The sequence below is a fragment of the Gemmatimonas aurantiaca T-27 genome, assembly GCF_000010305.1.
Lineage (GTDB): Bacteria > Gemmatimonadota > Gemmatimonadetes > Gemmatimonadales > Gemmatimonadaceae > Gemmatimonas > Gemmatimonas aurantiaca.
Window position 1 is genome coordinate 2,521,208 of the sequence record NC_012489.1, and the last position, 19,635, is coordinate 2,540,842.

A 19,635-nucleotide genomic window follows, 5' to 3' on the forward strand; every position below is an offset into this window, starting at 1 on the left:
CGCCCCATCAGAGACCGATGGGGCGGTTTGCTTTTGGGAGGGAATTCCCAATCGGCGGACCGGCTCGATTAGCTTTCAGGGCTGTTCTTCCGTTCCCTATAAGCCGGACCTCCGTTGCATCTCAGTCACATCCGCAACTTCTGCATCGTCGCCCATATCGATCACGGCAAGTCCACGTTGGCGGACCGGCTGATCGAGAAGACGGGCACGCTGCAAAAGCGTGAAATGAAGTCGCAGGTGCTCGACACGCTCGACCTCGAGCGTGAGCGCGGCATCACGATCAAGCTGAACGCCGTGCGCATGAGCTATGCCGCCGGCGACGGGCAGTCGTACGAGCTGAATCTCATCGACACGCCGGGACACGTGGACTTCACGTACGAAGTCTCGCGCTCACTGGCTGCCTGCGAAGGCGCCATCCTGGTGGTCGATGCGTCGCAGGGCATTCAGGCACAGACGCTCTCCAATCTGTTCCTCGCCATGGACGCCGGGCTCGAGATCATCCCGGTACTCAACAAGATCGATCTGCCAGGTGCCGAGCCGGAACGCCGGCGCCAGGAAGTGGTCGACCTGATCGGCTGCATGCCGGAAGACGTGCTGTGTGTGAGCGGCAAGGAAGGCACGGGTGTGCCGGAACTGCTCGAGGAGATCGTGAAGCGTGTGCCGCCGCCGCGGGGCAACCCGGACGGTCCGACCCGCGCGCTGATTTTCGACTCGTACTACGACAAGTATCGCGGCGCCATTCCGAGTGTTCGTGTGGTCGACGGTGAGCTCCGCAAGGGCATGAAGATCACCTTCGGTGCGTCGGACAACGTGTACGAAATCGCCGAGGTGGGATACCTGCAGTTGCGGCAGGTGCCAGCCGAAGCGTTGCGCGCCGGTGAAGTGGGTTATGTGCTGGCCGCGGTGCGCTCGGTGCGTGAAACGCGTGCCGGCGACACCATTTTTGACCAGGACAATCGCGCCACCGAAGCGCTGCCCGGCTACCAGGAAGTGCGCTCGTTCGTGTTTGCCGGTATCTACCCGACCGACACCACGCAGTATGAAACGCTGCGTGATGCGCTCGAGAAGATGAAGCTCAACGACGCGTCCCTGCAGTACGAGCCGGAAACGTCCACCGCGCTGGGTTTCGGTTTCCGTTGCGGCTTCCTCGGCCTGCTGCACATGGAAATCGTGCAGGAGCGCCTCGAGCGTGAGTACGATCTCGATCTCGTCACCACGGTGCCGAGCGTGGAGTACCACGTGCACAAGACCGACGGCACCACGATGTTGGTGGAGAACCCGGCCCTCATGCCGGCCGCCGTGGTGATCGATTCGGTGGAAGAGCCGTACGTGAAGGCCCGCATCATGTGCCCCACGGAGTACATCGGACCCATCATGACCCTGGGCACCGAGCGCCGTGGCCTCTACAAGAACATGCGCTATCTCGATACGGCGCGTGTGGAGTTCGACTGGGAGTTTCCGCTCGGCGAGATCATCCTCGACTTCTTCGACAAGATGAAGACGGTGAGCCGCGGCTATGCCTCCCTCGACTACGAGATGCTCGAGTATCGCGAGAGCGACCTCGTGCGCCTCGACATGCTGATCAACGGCGACGCCATCGACGCGTTCTCCGTGATCGTGCACAAGGACAAGGCATACGAATGGGGCCGCAAGGTGGCGGAAAAGCTCAAGGAGCTCATCCCGCGGCAACTGTTCGAAGTGGCCATTCAGGCCACCATCGGCCAGAAGGTCATCGCGCGTGAGACGGTGAAGCCCCTGCGAAAGGACGTGCTCGCGAAGTGTTATGGCGGTGACATCTCCCGTAAGCGCAAGCTCCTCGAGAAGCAGAAGGAGGGCAAGAAGCGCATGAAGCAGGTGGGCAGCGTCGAAATCCCGCAGGAGGCCTTCTTGGCCGTGCTGCAGGTCGACTAGTCGCGCACGTGGTCACCTGAGTGGTCACCGAAGTGGTCAGCGCCGTCCTGCAGACCAGTTTTCTGGGGGACATGGTCCTCACGACGCCATTGCTGGAACGACTGGCGCGTGAGGGCCCGGTGCATGTGGTGGCCACGCCGGCCAATGCCGGCGTCTTGGCCAATCATCCGGCGGTGGCCAGTGTCATTGTGTTCGACAAACGCCGCAGCGACGCCGGCTGGCGCGGGTTCGCCCGGGTAGCCGCGCGGCTGCGGGCCGTGGGCGCCAGCCGCGCCTTCCTCGCGCAGGGGTCGCTGCGCACGGCGGCCCTGGCGCTGATGGCCCGCATACCGGTGCGCATCGGATTTGATCGCTCGGCCGGTCGTCTGCTGTACACGCGTCGTGTGCACTACCGTGCCGAATGGCATCATGCTGCGCGGCTGTGGTCACTGGCCACAGCGGCGGACGCTCCTCACAGCGAGTCGGCGCCTGCATTACGTCCGTCCCTGTATCCAGGAGCGACCGAAGACGCGCAGGTCGATGGCCTTCTGCAGCAGGCGGGGTTGGACATCGACACGCCGTTGATTGCGCTCGCACCAGGCAGCGTGTGGGCAACCAAACGTTGGCCCCACTATCCCGATCTGGCAGCCGCGCTGCTGCAGCAACTGCCCTCGGCGGCGGCGGGTGCTCGGCTCGTCGTGATTGGCGCAGCCAGCGATGCACCACTGGCAGCGGCCATCGCCGAGCGCGCCCACGCCACACAGGGGCCGCCGGTGATCGATGCCACCGGAGCGCTGTCATTGTTGGGATCCGCAGCACTGCTGGCACGGTGTCGTGTCCTGGTGACCAATGATTCGGCTCCCCTGCATCTCGCGTCGGCCATGAACACACCCACTGTGGCGCTGTTCGGGCCCACGGTGCCCTCGCTCGGATTCGGGCCATTGGCCGAACGGCAGGCCGTGCTGGGTGTGCACCTCCCCTGCCGCCCTTGTCATGCGCATGGTCCGCAGCAATGCCCACTGGGGCATTGGGATTGCATGCGCACCATGGCGCCGGACACCGTGCTGCGCAGCGTGCACACGCTGACCCAGCGCTGACCAGGCCGATGCCGACTATCTTTCCCGCTCATGCCTGAATCCCTTCCTGCAATGGTCACCCAGTACGCCGTCGGCGTAGATCTCGGCGGCACCAACATCGTCGTCGCGGCCATGACGCTCGACGGCTCGAAGCTGTTCGGACTGCAATCGGCGCCGACACTCGCGGCCGAAGGTGCGGACGCGGTCATTGCACGACTCGCCCGCATGGTGAACGAAACGATCGACGCCACCATGCAGGAAACCGGTGCATCGCGTGATGCGTTCATCGGCGTGGGAGTGGGTGCACCAGGCACAGTGGATCGCGCCACCGGGCGTGTCCTCAAGGCGCCCAATCTCGACTGGCACAATCGCGAACTGGCGCACCCCATGTCGCAGCTCACGGGCCTGCCCGTGCAGATCGACAACGATGCCAACTGTGCCACCTATGGCGAGTGGTGGCTGGGCGCCGCCCGTGGTGGCGTGAACGTCATCGGCGTGACGATCGGCACGGGGGTGGGCGGTGGCATCATTGTCGACCGCAAGGTCTATCATGGATCGAGCGACGCCGCCGGCGAGATCGGACACACGACCATCGACCTGAACGGCCGGCGTTGCGGCTGCGGCAACTATGGCTGCCTCGAGGCGTACGCGTCGGGCAGCGCCATTGCCGGACGCGCGCGCGAAGCCCTCACGAACGACGAGTCGTCGATGCTCCGCACGATGGTGGATGGGGATCTCACGCGCATTACGGCGGCGGTGGTGTACGAAGCCGCTGGCCAGGGCGATGCCGTGGCGTTGGAGATCGTGCGGGATACTGCACGGGTGCTGGGCGCCGGCCTGGCCAATCTGCTCAACATCTTCAACCCCGATGTGGTGGTCATCGCCGGCGGTGTTACCCAGGCGGGCGATGCCCTATTCGAGCCGCTGCGCAAGGAAGTGCGTCGACGGGCGTTCAAGAGTGTGTCCGAGCGATGCCACATCGTCCCGGGCACGCTGCCTGGCACGGCCGGCGTCGTGGGTGCCGTTGCGGCATTCATCGCCCAATCCACGGGCCATCCGCCGGCCTGACCGGCGACGCCTGATCAGCGGCCGCTGCGCCCCGCGCATCGTGGCACAACCGGGATTTCCATGAGTGGTCGCAAGCAGCGCCTCGGCGTGATCGGCTCGTTCGTGTGGGACGTGCTCCACGGCCGCGATGGCCGCAGTGTGCCGATCGAAGAATGGGGTGGCATCACCTATTCCCTTTCCGCGCTCGATGCCGCGCTCCCGGAGGACTGGGAGATCGTGCCCATCGCAAAGGTCGGCAATGATCTCGTCGATCGCGCCCGTGTGTTCTGTCGTTCGCTCCGCCGCATGGCTCCCGACATCGAGCTGATCGGCGTGCCGTATGCCAACAATCGCGTGGAGTTGCGGTATCTCGACGATGAACGCCGCAGTGAACACCTCACGGGCGGTGTGCCGGGATGGAACTGGCTCGGGCTCAAGCCCGTGCTGGAGAGTGCGCAGGTGGACGCGTTGTACATCAATCTGCTGAGTGGCTGGGAACTCGATCTCGAGACCATGCAGCTCATTCGCGCGCACTTTCGCGGCCCGATCTACTGTGACCTGCACATGCTGGTGATGGCCGTGCAGGCCGATGGGCTTCGGGTGCCGCGTCCGCTGCCCAATGTGGCTGGCTGGTGTGCCTGTTTCGATGTGCTGCAGGTCAACGAAGATGAGATGGCGCTGATGGCGCCCGACTCGATGGCATTGGCCGCGACCGCACTGGCGGCCGGGGTGTCACTGCTGTGCGTGACACTGGGCAAACGGGGGGCCGCGTATTTTGTGGCGCCGGGATTTGAACGTCTGCCCGACCTCCCCACTCGCAGAGGTCACAACGTTGCGCTCTCCACATCACCACGGGGCGGCGCGGGCGCCTTTGGTGCGGTGCGCACCGCGCTGGTTCCAGCGGAAATCGCCCGCGTGGACGGACCGGGCGATCCGACCGGGTGTGGTGATGTCTGGGGCGCAACCCATTTCTCACGGCTGCTTGCCGGTGATATGTTCACTGAGGCGATGGCTGCCGCCCATCGAGCGGCGGCGCGCAACGTCGAACATCGCGGAGCCTCGGGGCTCGCGAATCATCTTCGCGGAGAACTCAGCACCACGTGACCACCGTCATCAGTGTGCCGCATTCACTCGACGAACAGAGTTTCGAGCAGGTCGTCGAACAGCTGGCGCCAGTGCCTGAGGGTGAGAAGATCCTGGTGGACGCGCGTCATGCGCGTTGGGCATCTCCGTATGGCCTGACGGCGCTGCTCTGTGTTGCCCAGTCACGCGGAGAGCGCATGAGCTTCGCCGTGCCGGAAGCCGCCGACACGCTGTCGTACTGGTCACGCACCGGATTTTTCCGCTATGCGGCCGAGTTGTACGATCTGCATGGTGCGGTGCCGCGCGAGCGCGAAGCCCATGAGAGTGATGTGTTGCTCGAGATCACGCCGATCACACAAACGGAAGATGTGCACGGTGTGGTGGGACGCATTCATCAGAAGGCGGCGGACATCCTGCACGGCCAGCTCAATCTCGAGACTGCGGCAACGGGCGCATTTGGCCTCACGCTGAGCGAGGCCTGCCAGAATATCGTGGAGCACGCCGAGTTGGGTGGATGGGTCGCGGTGCAGACCTACAAGTACGCCCGTCGATTGGGCCGTCGCGTGGTCGTGATCGCGGTGTGTGATGCTGGCATTGGCTTTCGCAAGTCGTTGGAAAGTTCACCGACCCATCGCCGCAGCGATCGCTGGGATGATGCAATGGCACTCGAAGATGCGGTGCTGCGTGCCGTGAGTCGGCATCGTTTCCGTGACAACGGGCGCGGACAAGGCATTGCCGGCATCCGTCGCTTCATCAGCCGGTGGAACGGCAAGCTCACCGTGCGCAGTGGTTCGGCGCGCATTGCCATCACGCCGGATTGGGACGAGGATGTGCCTCTCACCGAATCGCTGCCCTACTTCCCGGGTTCGCAGATGCAGGTGATTGTGCCGGAACGGTTGGCGGATGCCGCTGATGCTGCCCGCGGACTGGCAGGCCGGTCAACGGCAGCCCCGCGTGCCCGCGGCCGGAGCGGCCGATGAGCATGCACATCGACGTGGGCACCGTGCTGCGTGGCACCGTGTGTGACCTGTACTCGAATCTCGTCACCCGCCCTACCGGTGCCGCCGTCCGTACGGCCATCGAACAGCAGGTCAGCGAGTCGCCGCGTCCAGAAGTCACCACCATCGATTTCTCGCAGGTCAACCTGCTGGATTTTTCGTGCGCCGACGAGATTGTCGCGAAGCTGTTGCTGCGGTACACGAGCGATGATGGTCAGCCGGGCTATCTGACGTTCCGTGGCATCCATGACGGCCACATCGATCCCATCGAGACCGTGCTCGAGCGGCACGCACTGGCGTTGGTCTCGTGGCACGAAGGCGAGGCTGAACTCTTCGGGCATGTGGAAGAGGTGGAACGCGCGCACTGGGATGTGGTATGTGACCATGGCCCGCTGACAGCCGAAGACGTCGCGCGCATGCTGCACGTGGCTGCGCCGGCGGCACGCCAGCAACTCGACTTGCTGGTCCGTCGCCGTTTGTTGATGATTCGGGAAGATGACTGCTATGCCGTGCCGGGCACGGTGCGAGGGACGCCATGACGGACCCGAAGGACGGACCGATCGGCTCCAGAAAGCTGGGGATGTTCAGCGGCTTTGCGCCGCCGCTGCAGGTGGTCGGGTATATCGCCACCAAATTGCGCGACCCGGTGCGCGGCCCGTTGGTGCGCATGCGTCCCGACGATGCGCTGGTGCGCCTGGTGAGTGAAGGAGAGCTGGTACGCGTCGTTTCAGAGCGTCGCTCCGAACTCGCGGTGCTCGAGCTCGACGAATCGCTCCCACGCGGAGGCGTCGTGCTGCGCGATGTCGCGGGCGCCGCGCTGTCGGAGATCATCAGGGTCGTGCGCATCGATACCGATTCCCGGCCCCGGTCCCGTGCCTGACACCCTGTCGCGTCGTCTCGCCGACCTCGAGGGTGCCGAAGCTGCCCTGGTTCTGGCGAGCGGCATGGCGGCGACGACCTGTTCCATCCTCGCGTTGTTGCGCCCCGGCGATCACCTGCTCGCCAGTAGCCGCATCCGACAGAGCACCCGATTGTTGCTGCAGCAGGAACTTCCTGCCCTGGGCGTGGCGCTCTCGTTCATCGACCCGCGCGACACCCGAGGGTGGCGGCGTGGACTCGAGCGCACCACACGGGTGCTCCTCATGGAGACGCCTTCCATGGAGGACGCGCAGCCGGTGGATTGCAAGCCGCCTCGCATGCTGGCGCGCGAGTTGGGCATTGCCCTGCTCGTCGACAGCACGGCGGCCTCGCCGGTGTTGTTCCGGCCCCTCGAACATGGCGCGGATGTCGTCATTCATGACGCCGCCTTTCTGCTCGATGGCGCCGGTGGCAACGCGGTGGGTGTGGTGTGCGGGTCCGAGGGGGTGATCGAAGAAGTGCGCGCGAAGATGCTGACCTGGGGCGCCGTGCCGCATCCGGCCGCGCTGGCCCAGCTCGATCGGGAACTCGACACCCTCGAAGTGCGCGTCCTTCGACAGAGCGCCACGACATCGACCGTGGCCGGCTGGGCGACAACGCAGGCTGCGGTGTCCCGTGTGGATGTACCGGCTGGTGCCGATCCCGACGGGCACCAGGCTGGCAGCACCACGATGGTGTTGACGCTCGATTCGGTCGCGCGCGCGACCCGCTGTCTGGATGTGCTGATCGGGCGTGAAGCCACCCCGACCTCCGCGTGGCGGGGTACCCATGCCACTTATGCGGTGCGAGCGGAGGAGGCTTCGGCCATCCGATTGCATATCGGACTCGAGTCGCCGGCCCTGCTTACAGAACGTCTCGCCGAGGCATTGGCCTAGTGGCTGAATCATCGACGTCGGACATCGTGCGTGTCATGAACGTGTCCAAGGACTATGCACGATCAGGCACCGCCCTGCGCGACGTATCGTTCGAGCTGCGCAAGGGCGAGTTCGTCTTTCTGGTGGGTCACAGTGGCGCCGGCAAGAGCACCCTGCTCAAGCTGCTCTCCATGGCCGAGCGGCCCTCACTGGGTGAGGTGCGGGTCTCGGGATATTCCAGCTCGTCGATCACCACACGAGAGATTCCGCATTTGCGGCGGCGGCTGGGCATCGTCTTTCAGGATTTCCGTCTGCTCCCCGATCGCACTGCCGAGCAGAATGTGGCCTTTGCGCTCGAAGTGACGGGAACACCACATGCGCAGATTGCTCCGAAGGTGGCACGCCTGCTCACGCAGGTCGGGCTGACATCGCGCGCCACGGCGTATCCGCATGAACTCTCGGGCGGTGAACAGCAGCGTGTTGCCATCGCCCGTGCGCTGGCCAACGATCCGTTCCTGCTGCTCGCGGATGAGCCCACGGGCAATCTCGACGACCGTGCCACCCATGCCATCTTCGTGCTGCTTCGGGAGATCAATGCACGCGGCACGGCGGTACTGATGGCGACCCACAATGTGGGCATGATTCAGCGTTCCAATCTGCGCTTCCTTCAACTGGATCAGGGCGAGTTGCGTTTCGATGGCACCGACACGGCTCGTTTGCTGGCGGACATGCGGGGGCGTCGATGAGGCTCGCCTTCCGGGAGGTGCTGTTGGCCCTTCGCCGCGCCCCGTTGCTGGCGATGCTCGGCGTCGTCACCATCGCGTTCTCGCTGTTTGCCTTCGGACTCTTTGGTCTGGTAGCCATCAACATCCGGTCCGCACTGCGGGGCATCGAGGATCGGGTGGAGATCCGCGCGTTTCTCGTGGAAGGCACACGCGACGCGCAGGTGGAAGAACTCATCCGCGCCGTCGTCAACTTTCCTGAAGTCGCCGACGTGGGGTACGTCTCGCCCGACTCGGCGCTGCAACGCGCCCGCGCAGAGCTCGACGAATTCCGTGACGTCATGGAGGGCACGTTCCTTCCAGGGTCCGTGGAGTTGCGCCTCAAGGATGGCTTCCGGGATCCCGATCGGGTGCAGCAGCTCGCGCACAAACTCGAGACCTATCCGGTGGTCGATGAAGTCCGGTATGGCCGGGAATGGGTGGAGAAACTCTACCGCATCCGCAATATCGCCGGACTGGCGAGCACCGTCCTCGGTGCGGTATTCGCGCTCGTCTCCGTGATCATCATCGGGTCGACCATTCGTATGGCCATCCTCGCCCGGGCTCGGGAAATCGAGATCATGCGATTGGTGGGCGCCACGAACTGGTTCGTGCGGATGCCGTATCTGCTCGATGGTGCGATCAAGGGATTGCTGGGTGGTGGCCTGGCCGTTGTGCTGGCCTGGGGCACTGCGACACTCGTGTCGCGCAACCTGATGGCAACCACCTTCTTCACCGGTGAGCAGGTGATGCTGGGCATCTTCGCCGGTGGCATGCTGGGCCTGGTGGGGAGTTGGCTTTCGGTCGGCCGACACCTGAGCCAGGTGTGGCGCGAGTCCTGATGCGATCGTTGGCGCCTGCACTCGCTGCCGGTGCCTTCGCGTTGCTCGTGCCACTCACGGCCGTCAACGCGCAGGCCGCTGGCAGCACCCAACCGCCTCAGAGCGCCGAACAACGCCTGCGTCTGCAGCAGACGGAACTGGACAAGCTGCGCCGTGAACGCGGTGACCTCGAAGCCCGCATGAACGAGCTGCAGCGTTCCGCGCGCACACTCACCGAAGAAGTGAACAACCTGGAAGCCCAGCGTCAGACCACACGTCGGCTCGTGGAGGCACTGGATCGTCAGCTCGGCACCATCAATGAGGAAGTCACGAAGGCCGGCTCCGGACTCGTGAAGGCCGAAAGAGAGCTCGGCGACAAGCGCTCGGCGCTCCAGCGTCGCATGGTGGAGATTTACAAACGCGGCAGCCTGTACGACGTGGAGGCGATGCTGTCGGCGCACTCCTTCGCGAGTCTGGTGGCGCGCTACAAGTATCTGCACGAGCTTGCCTTGCGGGACCGGAATCTCGTGCGGCGTGTGGAAGGACTGCGCGACCAGATCATCAATCAGCGCATGCTGCTGGTGCGGCTGCAGGATGATGTGGAGCGCAATCGTCAGGAGAAGACGCGGGAAGCGCGCCGTCTCTCCGACCTCGAGAATCGCCGACAGCGCAATCTGGTGGCGGTGCAGAAGTCCACCGCGCAGACCCGCGCACGTCTGCAACAACTGGCGCGCGATGAGTCGCGTATCGCCGGCGCCATCGCGGCACTCGAGACGGCGAGACGGCGCGCCGAGATGGCGCCAAACGCCCGCCCGTCGGCCCCTTCGTCCATTCGCACGTCGGATCTCGGCAAGCTGGATTGGCCGGTGGACGGGACTATCCTGTATCGATTCGGACGTGTGGTGAACGCCAACAACACCACGACGCGCTGGAATGGCATCGGTATTGGTGCCAACACGGGCTCCGCCGTGAAATCCATTTCGGCAGGCGAAGTGGTGTTGGCCGATAACGTCGGCACATACGGACCCACCGTGATCGTGCAGCACGGTGGTGGTGACTACTCCGTGTACGGCTCGCTGCAGCGCATCGATGTTCGTAAGGGACAGCAGGTCACCAAAGGTCAGGTACTCGGCACGGTTGGCGATACCGATCCGGAGCTGCCGCCCCACCTGCATTTCGAGATTCGGCCCAAGGGTCGCGCCGTCGATCCGCTCGAGTGGCTGCGCGGGCAACGGTGAGCCCGGCTGCCAAGCGGGCCCCGGCAGGCAAAGCACCGCTGTTGGATGCCCCCATCGTGCTCGACGCGGGCGATGCGAGTCAGGATCGCGGTCCACTCGGTGCGCACATGTCGGTGGCTGGTGGTTCGTGGGAAGCCGCGCCACGCGCCCGTGAAGTGAGCGCGACGGCCATGCAGATCTTCACCAAGCAGGCCAATCGCTGGGCCGAGCGTGAGGTGGACGCTGTTGAGGCGACCCGCTTCCGTGAGGCGCTCAGCGCGACCTCTGTACGATGGTGTTGCGCACACGACTCCTACCTGATCAATCTGGCCTCGCCCATGCCCGAGTTGCGCGAGCGTTCGGTGTTGAGTTTTCGGGCCGAGCTGCGCCGCTGTCATGCGCTGGGCCTCGATGCACTGGTATCGCACCCTGGCAACTTCATCGACGACCGGCCAAGCGGCATCGCCCGCAACGCCGACGGGATTATCGAAGCGCTGGAGGCGGAGCCGGGCCCGACCCGCCTGCTCATGGAGCTCACGGCTGGTCAGGGAACGGTGCTCGGCTCCACCTTCGAAGAAATGGCCGACCTGTTGTCACGGATCCCATCTGCCTTGCGGGGGCGTATGGGTGTGTGTCTCGACACCGCGCACGTATGGGCGGCGGGTTATGACCTGATCAATGCTTACGACGACATGTGGACTCGCTATGCCGACACGCTGGGCTTTGCATCGCTGGGTTGTCTTCACCTCAATGACTCCAAAGCGCGCCTGGCGTCGCACCTCGACCGACACGATCTGATCGGTGAAGGCAGCATTGGTGCGGACGTGTTCCGTCGCATCATGACCGACGAGCGCCTGACGCATGTTCCCAAAGTGCTTGAGACCCCCAAAGGCGACAGTCCTGCCGAGACGGATGCGCGCATGCTGCATCGTCTGCGCTCGTACGCGGCGGGGTTGTAGTCGGCCAGCTTTGGTGTGGGTGGAGACATTTGGGGGCGCCCCTTCGGGGCGCGGTACCTGCAGGATTGGCCAACGAATAAAGGCAGGATTGATCTCGGTAGACGGCGCATTTGCTGCGCACAACGGAGATCAATCCTGCTTCTTAAATTGTGTTCGATCCTGCAGGTATCGCCGCCGCAGGCGGCCCCTCCAGGCCACCCGCGGCTCCCCAACTATCAGTACAACACCTTGTACACCAACGCGATGTTGCGCCCCGGATTGTAGGCGAACCGCTTGATGCGGCTGGTGGCATCGCGATACTGCTCGTCGAGCGCGTTGTCCAAACGCAGCGTGACCGAGTGCACCTGCCGACCGGCCAGTGTGAACAGCCAGCTCGCGTTCAGATCGAGCAACGTGTAGGCGTCGGTGGCCACATCGAGTTCGTCACCGGTCACACGGTCCTGCGCAAACACGCGGCGCACATCGCCACCCAGCGAGACACGACCATTGTCGTAGCGCAACGAAGCACCGAGGCGGCCGGCCGGGATGTAGGGCAACACATCATCGCTGCCACGGATGGACGCCCGGGTATAGTCACCCATCAGGCCGCCCACAAAATGATGCACCAGCTTCGATTCCACCTGCCCTTCCACACCAGCCAGCACGGCATCCCGCCCCGCGAACGTCACCGACGGCACGGCCTCACCATCCACCACCACTGGCGTGGCCAAGGCAACCGGCGTGATGTAGCCATCGATGCGATTGTAGTAGCCATTGAACTGCGCGAACACACGCGACGACTGCGCACGCAGGCCTGCTTCGAGGCCAGTGCTCTGCTCCGCCTTGAGATCGGGATTGCCTACATCGTAGGTACCCACCGCAGCATGGAAACCATCGGCATAGAGCTCTTCCACCGCCGGGGCACGGAAACCACGTGACGCATTGGCCGACAGCGACACCCCCTCGGCCACAGGTACGCTCAGACCGATCGATCCGGCCATGTTGTCGAAGTTCCGTGTGCGCGGTGCACCGAACCGCTCTGCCTCGGCCCCCGGGTTGGTTTCGATGGTGAAGCGATCGTAGCGCGCACCCAACTGCAACCGCGGCGCATGATCGGCATCGGGGTTGCGGGTGATCGGAAACTCCTGGAACACGAACGCCGCGAGATTACGATTGTCCGCCGCCGGCGTGAACGCTTCTTCACCCACCGGCGCGTACTGCCGGAAGATGCCCTGCACGCCGAGGGCACCCGCCGCACGGCCGAAGCGGGTGCGCGCGGTGATGTTGGTGGTCTGCGTGCTCAGGTTGAAACGTGTGCCCACCTCACCACTCTCTTCGATTTCCGAGTGACGATAGGACTGCACGGTCTGGTCGACCTTGATCGTCGGCAGCGCCGTCACGCCGGTGTTGAGCGTCCCCTGCAGGGATCCCACGCGACGCAGGCCATCGATGCGCACCCTGCCGTGACCATGCCCCTCTTCATGGTCTTCTTCACCATCGTGATCATGGTCGTGGTCATCGCCGGCATCGTACGGCAGGCCGTACTCGAAATTCATCTGCCGATACACGCCGCCCAATGAGAGCTTCGTGCCGACATAACCACCACCCACCGTGAAGTTCTGCGTGCTGCCGCTGGTATTGAGCTGCTTGGCACCGCCGCCAACGCGGGTATCGGTGAAGTCGCGCAGTCCACCACGTGCCGTGAGCGCAAACTGCGACCCGAGGGGGAGCGTCAGCCCCACACCACCCACGCCACCGGGTGTGGCGGATTCACCCTGGCCCAGCAGGTAACCGGAGGCCTTGGTGGGGATGCTGGTCGGGATGTCATTGGAAATGACGTTCACCACTCCGCCCAGGGCGTTGTTGCCGTACAACAGGGAGGCCGGGCCGCGAATGACCTCGATGCGTTCGGCGCTACTGGGGTCGACCGCATTCATGTGATCGGCCGCGGCGGACGACAAGTCACCCGTGCGCTCGCCATCCTGCAATACGAGCACCCGTTCACCCGTGAGACCGCGAATCACGGGCGTGGACGCCATGGGACCATTGAAGCGCGCCGCCATGCCCGGCTCTTTCGACAAGGTCTGACCGATGGATGTGCTGAGGGCGCGCTGCAGTTCTTTGCCTCCCAATTGCACCGTGGCCTGGGTGACATCGAGCGGATCGCTGCCGGTGGGCGTCGCCGTCACATTGACGGAGCTGAGGCGGACCGTGGCTACGTGCATCACGATGGAAACCCGCACATCGCTGCCGCTGGACGCGACCGTGACCACTTGGTGAGCGCTGGCATAGCCGATGCGCACGAGATCGAGATGATAGGTGCCCGAGGGCAGCCCGCGCAGCGCAAACTCGCCGCGTTCGTCGGTGAGTGCCGAGCGATTGCTACCGCTCGCGACCACCTGCACGTTGGCCAGCGGGGCACCGGCAGAGTCCTTGACGACCCCCAGCACCGATGCGCTTTGCGCCGCGAGGGGAGCAGCGGCCAAAGACAGGGCACCGAGGACCAGCCCCAGCGCCAATACGGCAACACGAAGCAGCGCCACGCGGCGCGCTTCCGTGATGCGGAAGAACGAGCGAACCATGATCAATTCCACCTGAAACGTACGGAGTGAGCGACATGCGCTGTGTGCACGTCGAAGCACTGGCAGGCGGTGCGCCTGGCAGTGAAAAGCTCAGCTCTGCAGTACGGGAGGTGCGCGACTGGCGGTGGTCGCTGTGACGGACGCCGGTCGCGAGACGACCTGGGCGCACGTGGCAATGGATGCCTGCCTGGACGCTGGCACACCCACATGATGGGCAGCCGGCCGGGCCATGGGCGTGGTGGCAATGGCACACAGCACACAATCGTGGGCGTGCACCACCACGCATCCTGAACCAGTCTCCGACTCGATATGGGCGTACGCCACACGTCGATCGATGCTCCAACTGTCCGCGATGGCCGCCGTTGCCGGTGCAAGCACCTGCAGGCAGGCCAGCACGAACAGCAGTCGCCGCAATCGCGGGAAGCGTTCGAAGCCCCTGAGAGTCTGGTTCATCACGTCAAACGTTGTCGAACAGGAGTGAGCACGCAATGGGAGGTACCCGCTTGAGCACAGCCTGTTGCTTCGACATGTTTCGCACTTCAGCTCCACTTCGTCCCGAAGGTGAGCCGAAGATCAGCACGTGACGCTCGCGTCACGTTTCCTACCTTTCGTCGGCTACTCAATTGTGATGCCCCGTCGCGCTCCTCCAGCGCGCCGTCGGTATCGCTGTACGCTTTCCGTGAGGGTCGCATCATGGCGACGCAGCTTACACCGTCCGCTCCCGTTCGCGAGAGCGCCGCTGGCCTTGCGCCACAGGGCATCACGCCCAAAGGCACCGTGCACTGGAACTTCGTCGCACCGGAGCTCATCGAGGCGGCCATCCGTCGCAACGAAGGCACGCTGGCCGACATGGGCCCGTATGTCGCCGTGACGTCGCCGCACACAGGCCGCTCACCGAACGACAAGTTCGTCGTGAAGGAAGCCGGCAGTGAAGCCGATGTGGATTGGGGTAAGGTCAACCAGCCCATCACGGCAGAGCATTGGAACACGCTGAAGAGCGACGTCAAGCAATACCTGAATGGCCTGGACGAATTGTTCGTGCAGGACCTGTACTGCGGCGCCGATCCGTCGACCCGTCTGAGCGTGCGCTACATCCTCCCCAACGCGTGGCATGCGGCGTTTGTGCGCAACATGTTCATTCGTCCTGCGGTCGAGGAGCTCGCGTCGTTTGCTCCGAACTTCACGGTGTATCACGCTCCGGAGTTCCAGGCCGACCCTGCCCGCCACGGCACGCGCACGGGCACCTTCATCGTGCTCAATCTCGCCGAGCGCACCATCCTTATTGGTGGCACGCGCTATGCCGGTGAGCTCAAGAAATCGATGTTCACGGTGATGAACTACCTGCTGCCGAAGCAGGGCGTGCTGTCCATGCACTGCTCGGCCAACATTGGCCCCGCGGGTGACACGGCGCTGTTCTTCGGTCTCTCGGGCACGGGCAAGACCACGCTCTCCGCCGATCCCGAGCGTGGCCTCATCGGCGACGACGAACATGGCTGGTCGCCGGAAGGCACGTTCAATTTCGAAGGCGGCTGCTACGCAAAGGCCATCAACCTCTCGGCCGAAGGGGAGCCCGACATCTACGCCACCACGCAGATGTTCGGCACGATCCTCGAGAACGTGGTGCTGAACCAGCCGTCGCGCACGGTGGATTTCGCCAATCAGAGCATCACCGAGAACACCCGCGCGTCGTACCCGTTGCACTACATCAAGAACCATGTGCCGAGCGGTCGCGGTGGACACCCGAAGAACGTGGTGTTCCTCACGGCCGACGCATTTGGCGTGCTGCCGCCGATTGCCAAGCTCACGCCCGAGCAGGCGATGTACTACTTCCTGTCGGGTTACACCGCCAAGGTGGCCGGCACGGAGCGTGGCGTCACCGAACCGCAGGCTACGTTCTCAGCCTGCTTCGGTGCCGTGTTCCTCGTGTGGCATCCCACGAAGTACGCCGAGATGCTGGGCGAGCTGCTCAAGCAGCATGGCTCGCAGGTCTGGCTGGTGAACACCGGCTGGAGCGGTGGTGCGTACGGTGTGGGCAAGCGCATGAAGCTCGGTCACACGCGCGCCATGGTGCGTGCGGCGCTCGACGGCTCGCTGGCCGGCGGCTCGTTCAGCACCGATCCGGTGTTTGGCCTGCACATCCCGCAGTCGGTGGAGGGCGTTCCGTCGGAAGTGCTCGATCCGCGCCGCACGTGGGCTGATGGCGCCGCGTACGACACGCAGGCGTCCAAGCTGGCCGGCATGTTCCGCGAGAACATCAAGAAGTTCGGCGAAGCGGTTTCGCCGGTGATCTTGTCGGCAGGCCCGCAGGGCTGACTCCACAGATTGGCAAGAATTGCCAATCCCTGATGCAAGAGCGGACACCGCAGAGCTGACTTCTGCGGTGTCCGCTTTTTTTAGTTCAGCACCTGAGTACCGCCATTCTCCAGGAGGCGAACATACTGGCCATTGGTGATTCGCAAGCCCTCGCTACTCCTGAAAGGAAAACTCCAGAGATAGTCCTTGGGGTGCTTCACATCGATGGCAAAGACCTTCCGGTTGAAGCGCGCGTTCACTTTGCCCTGGAGGGTGTGCCCCACGACCACCGCCTGCGCTCCCACCGCCCCCAGTGCCTGCTCGACCTGCTGCTGTGACAGGTCGGCCTTGAAGTATCCCCGATACCACGCCGGCCCTGTCGTGCCCGAGCGCAAGAAGGACTCGGTGGACACTGAAGCCGGACTGTAGTAGGGGGTGCGGTAGCCGGCCCGCACAATGCGATTGATGTCATCGACCGACACCCCGTGCTTCGGAATATCGGGATGCAGGCCGCCATGCACGAAAGCCACGCCATTGATCACTTCCAGTACATTTTTCGAAGCCAGCCAACGGCCCAGGAGCGCTTCGTCATCGAACAATTGGTCCTGCCGTTTCCCCAGAATGCCCGCGATGTGAAAGTACTTTTCGTTGGCCGTCTGATAGTTCGCCTGCAGACTCTTGATCTCGTGATTGCCAATGATGAAATGCACCGTGCCACCAGATTTCCGGGCAGACTGTTCGAGCTGATAGGCCGCCCACAGCACCTGTGTGGTCGAAGCACCGCGATCGACAAAATCACCGACCAGCACCAGATGCCCCTTGCCGAACGTCCAGTTGAACTGTGCGTCCGCCACCTTGTGGGCCACGAGAATCCGACGGAATGCTCCCAGTCCGCTTTCGATATCGGATATGGCCACAATGGGTTCCCCATCATTGTACGTGGCAACTGGCGTCACGATATCGCGCGTGAGGTTCACGGCAAACGCACTACTGTCGGCTGGGAAGCCCACCGTGATCGTCGAGTCTCCTCCCGCAACGATCGCTGTGGTGTCGACATGGAATCCCTTGTCATTGTCACCACGAATCACGTGGACAAAGAGCTCGTCGTTCCGGAGAAAAACATGTGTTTCTCCCTCCAACTGATAGGCCAGCCTGTTTTCAAACAGGTGCGCATCGGCGCCGATCAGCACCCCGAAGGTGACAAGTGCGGCCATCAGCAGGCTGAACGTGACTCCGAAGTGCTTGAGATTGGTCAGCACGAGGGATGCGTACCGACGCCGGGGCCCGGTGGTGGCGGAGGCCATGGTTTCGCTGAGTGTCGAAAGAGCCGCGAGGCGGCCGAAGAGAAATGCTCAACCGTGATCGGTACGAGCGGTAGGCGGCGAAGTTTCGTCGTCCACCATCATGTGAATGCACAGGCAAAACAAACGGGAGGCTCAGGACATCGTCCCGAGCCTCCCGTTCATCGATTGTGCAAGCGTCATCCGCGCGAAGCGCGCGATCTTCAGTTCAGCTTCACGGTTTCGAGAAACACTTCGCGGCCTTCGCGCGCCTGCAGGAAGATGACACCATTGGGCCCGAAGCCCACGATCTGGCGTCCACCGGGCAACTTCACACGGTGCGTCAGCTTGCCTTCGGCGCTGATCACGTCGTACACGAGCGGCGGCAGGTTGGCCATGTTGGGCATCAGCCCCATCATGCCACCCGGCGGGCCCTGACGCGTACTGTCACGCGGCGCACCAGGCGCTCCCGGAGGACCACCAGGTCCACCAGGACCCATCGGTCCCATGCCAGGCCCCATGCCACCACGGCCACCCATCACCGACTGGGCAAGCTGCGCGGACAGGTTGGATGTAGACGGCACCACCCACAGGTTGCCCGCGTTGTCGGCAATGCTCGATCCCTGACGGATGGGCGGGAAGTAGTCCGGCAACTTGTCCGCACCGATCGGTTCGAACTGCATACGGAAGCCACCGCCACCACCGGCGCCACCGCCTGCACGCTCTGAGGCCGCCTTGGCAATCGTGCTGAGGGAGTCGACCATCTTGGTCTTCTCTTCGTCGCTGATATGCTTCCAGTCGAACGGCAGCTTGTCGGAGGCCGAGTGCGTGCCATCCGGACGATAGTAGTCCACGTGATAGTCGAGCACGCGCATCACGGCCACCGTGCCATCGGCCAGCAACGCCCAATCGTCGCCCTGCGGCAGCGGATTGATCTTCATGGTGAGACGCGTTGAGCCGTCTTCACCACGCGTCATCTGCGTTTCGTTCTTCGGCACTTTCACGAACGCCACCGTGTCGGCCTTGCGGGTGTCGAAGTCGACACGCACGATGGGCACGGAATCAGGCTGATTGCCGGGATTGAATCCCCGTGCGCCGGGACCTCCGCCCTGGCCACCTTGGCCTCCCGGACCACCGGGCCCGCCACCAAATCCGCCGCCGAATCCACCACCACCAAAGCCGCCACCACCGCCTGGCGGGCCGCCGAAGCCACCGCCGCCACCACGGTTGCCACCGCCCTGACCGCCCGGTGCGCCCTGACCGCGGTTGTTGTTGTTCCCACCCCGGTCATTGCCGTTGCCAAACATCGCGCCGCCCGGGCCACCAGCAGCACCCTGACGGTAGTACAAGCGACCCTTCGCATCGAAGGCGTGCGAACCAAGGTTGGCATTCGCCAGCGCATTGATGTCGTTCGTGCGCGGAGACGCCATGACCCGCAGCGTGCGACCGCGTCCATCGATGACCACCAGCGACATCGTCGACGCGTCCACCACGATCGTGGAATCACCGAGATACGGCATGAGTCCCAACGGACGCATCCCGTACGGCATCAGTCCCCCCGGTGCCGTATCGGCCACCACGATGGGATTGGCGAGCGACGCATCGAACTTGATGAGGCGACGACGCTGCGTGTCGTTGACGAAGATGGAACCATCCGAGAGCACGCGTACCGACGTGGCGCCACCGAGTGGCTGCGCCGTGCGTGCCACGACCGCCGACACATCACGCACCGGCACATTCACCGCCGGCGCAGCAGGTGCCGCGGCATCTTGTGCGCCAACGCCTGCCGGCACGAGGGCCGCGAGCAGCACACCGACACTGCTCCAGCGCGCCGCGCGTCCAACCAGCGAATCGATCATGAGAGTTTGCATAGGAGAT

At 64.0% G+C, this 19,635-nt stretch carries 17 protein-coding genes; 13 read left to right on the forward strand and 4 right to left on the reverse strand.

From position 1 onward, the window contains the following. Positions 1-114: 114 nt before the first annotated feature. From lepA to GAU_RS11150, 12 genes are read left to right on the forward strand one after another with little or no spacing between them, the layout of a single operon-like run. Positions 115-1,911, forward strand: a complete 1,797-nt coding sequence (gene lepA, locus GAU_RS11095; RefSeq protein ID WP_012683641.1) for a translation elongation factor 4 — start codon at positions 115-117, stop codon at positions 1,909-1,911. Between the two features lie 20 nt (positions 1,912-1,931). After that, positions 1,932-2,987: a lipopolysaccharide heptosyltransferase II gene (gene waaF / locus GAU_RS11100; protein ID WP_012683642.1), complete on the forward strand. Its 1,056-nt coding sequence runs from the start codon at positions 1,932-1,934 to the stop codon at positions 2,985-2,987. Positions 2,988-3,017: 30 nt separating this feature from the next. After that, positions 3,018-4,034, forward strand: coding sequence for an ROK family protein (locus GAU_RS11105; RefSeq protein WP_083765595.1), 1,017 nt, complete (start codon positions 3,018-3,020; stop codon positions 4,032-4,034). Between the two features lie 60 nt (positions 4,035-4,094). Next, entirely contained in the window at positions 4,095-5,117 is a 1,023-nt protein-coding gene (locus tag GAU_RS11110) for a hypothetical protein (RefSeq protein ID WP_012683644.1), read from the forward strand. Then, complete coding sequence (locus GAU_RS11115) at positions 5,114-6,076, forward strand: ATP-binding protein (RefSeq protein WP_012683645.1); 963 nt, start codon at positions 5,114-5,116, stop codon at positions 6,074-6,076. The genes GAU_RS11110 and GAU_RS11115 overlap by 4 nt, the downstream gene beginning before the upstream one ends. Beyond that, positions 6,073-6,633: a hypothetical protein gene (locus tag GAU_RS11120; protein ID WP_012683646.1), complete on the forward strand. Its 561-nt coding sequence runs from the start codon at positions 6,073-6,075 to the stop codon at positions 6,631-6,633. Before GAU_RS11115 ends, GAU_RS11120 begins: the two co-directional genes overlap by 4 nt. Next, positions 6,630-6,974: a hypothetical protein gene (locus GAU_RS11125; protein ID WP_012683647.1), complete on the forward strand. Its 345-nt coding sequence runs from the start codon at positions 6,630-6,632 to the stop codon at positions 6,972-6,974. Before GAU_RS11120 ends, GAU_RS11125 begins: the two co-directional genes overlap by 4 nt. After that, positions 6,967-7,887, forward strand: a complete 921-nt coding sequence (locus GAU_RS11130) for a PLP-dependent transferase (protein ID WP_012683648.1) — start codon at positions 6,967-6,969, stop codon at positions 7,885-7,887. The genes GAU_RS11125 and GAU_RS11130 overlap by 8 nt, the downstream gene beginning before the upstream one ends. Next, positions 7,887-8,612, forward strand: a complete 726-nt coding sequence (ftsE, locus tag GAU_RS11135; RefSeq protein ID WP_231847919.1) for a cell division ATP-binding protein FtsE — start codon at positions 7,887-7,889, stop codon at positions 8,610-8,612. Before GAU_RS11130 ends, ftsE begins: the two co-directional genes overlap by 1 nt. After that, positions 8,609-9,469 (forward strand): cell division protein FtsX, encoded by an 861-nt coding sequence (locus GAU_RS11140; RefSeq protein ID WP_012683650.1) that lies wholly within the window; start codon positions 8,609-8,611, stop codon positions 9,467-9,469. Before ftsE ends, GAU_RS11140 begins: the two co-directional genes overlap by 4 nt. After that, entirely contained in the window at positions 9,469-10,686 is a 1,218-nt protein-coding gene (locus GAU_RS20870) for a murein hydrolase activator EnvC family protein (protein ID WP_012683651.1), read from the forward strand. Before GAU_RS11140 ends, GAU_RS20870 begins: the two co-directional genes overlap by 1 nt. Then, positions 10,683-11,624 (forward strand): deoxyribonuclease IV, encoded by a 942-nt coding sequence (locus GAU_RS11150; protein ID WP_231847920.1) that lies wholly within the window; start codon positions 10,683-10,685, stop codon positions 11,622-11,624. Before GAU_RS20870 ends, GAU_RS11150 begins: the two co-directional genes overlap by 4 nt. A 215-nt stretch (positions 11,625-11,839) precedes the next feature. Here GAU_RS11150 and GAU_RS11155 read toward each other — a convergent pair whose 3' ends face one another. Further along, positions 11,840-14,185, reverse strand: a complete 2,346-nt coding sequence (locus tag GAU_RS11155) for a TonB-dependent receptor (RefSeq protein WP_156798997.1) — start codon at positions 14,183-14,185, stop codon at positions 11,840-11,842. Positions 14,186-14,275: 90 nt separating this feature from the next. Beyond that, the gene (locus GAU_RS11160) at positions 14,276-14,638 is read right to left on the reverse strand and encodes a hypothetical protein (protein WP_012683654.1); all 363 of its coding nucleotides are present in this window, start codon (positions 14,636-14,638) and stop codon (positions 14,276-14,278) included. Between the two features lie 240 nt (positions 14,639-14,878). Here GAU_RS11160 and pckA point away from each other — a divergent pair, with 240 nt between their 5' ends. Further along, complete coding sequence (gene pckA / locus GAU_RS11165) at positions 14,879-16,498, forward strand: phosphoenolpyruvate carboxykinase (ATP) (protein ID WP_012683655.1); 1,620 nt, start codon at positions 14,879-14,881, stop codon at positions 16,496-16,498. 80 nt (positions 16,499-16,578) lie between these two features. Here pckA and GAU_RS11170 read toward each other — a convergent pair whose 3' ends face one another. Both GAU_RS11170 and GAU_RS22620 read right to left on the reverse strand, forming a co-directional pair. Continuing rightward, on the reverse strand, positions 16,579-17,781 hold the full coding sequence (locus GAU_RS11170) for a metallophosphoesterase (RefSeq protein WP_052574387.1): 1,203 nt from the start codon (positions 17,779-17,781) through the stop codon (positions 16,579-16,581). Positions 17,782-17,981: 200 nt separating this feature from the next. Beyond that, positions 17,982-19,628 carry a hypothetical protein gene (locus tag GAU_RS22620; RefSeq protein WP_012683657.1) on the reverse strand — a complete coding sequence of 549 codons (1,647 nt, stop codon included), beginning with the start codon at positions 19,626-19,628 and terminating at the stop codon, positions 17,982-17,984. Between the last annotated feature and the right edge of the window lie 7 nt (positions 19,629-19,635).